1 rRNA gene is annotated in these 431 nt (G+C 56.1%); it reads left to right on the forward strand.

The features are described from left to right. Positions 1 to 8 precede the first annotated feature (8 nt). Positions 9 to 123: ribosomal RNA gene (gene rrf / locus VG556_RS22565) — 5S ribosomal RNA — on the forward strand. Positions 124 to 431: the final 308 nt, after the last annotated feature.

Genomic DNA, 431 nt, shown 5'->3' on the forward strand with positions numbered 1-431 from the left:
AAAGCCTCCCTGGTGAAATTAGCGCTGTGGAACCACCCGATCCCATCCCGAACTCGGAAGTGAAACGCAGCTGCGCCGATGGTAGTGTGGCTCAAGCCATGCGAGAGTAGGTCATCGCCAGGGTTTACACCCGAGAACCCCGCTGCATGCGCAGCGGGGTTTTCCTTTTTTTGCAGGCACCTGGTTTCGACCTGGACTTGCGGCAACAACTTCACGAAGAGCTTCAAGTTCCTCAAACAAGTTGTTGACAAAGCTGAAAGGCCTGCCATAATAGGCGGCTCGCAACGACGAAAGGCCCTCGGGCCCAACGACGAAGCAGCATCGGCAACAACGTCCACTCCGGTGAGACGGCCTTGAAAAAAGGTGTTGACGAAGCGGAAAAGCCGGCTATAATGGGCGGCTCGCTACGAAGGAAACTTCGCAGCACACGG

The organism is Stenotrophomonas sp. CASM106 (assembly GCF_049384825.1).
Taxonomy (GTDB): Bacteria; Pseudomonadota; Gammaproteobacteria; order Xanthomonadales; family Xanthomonadaceae; genus Stenotrophomonas; species Stenotrophomonas muris.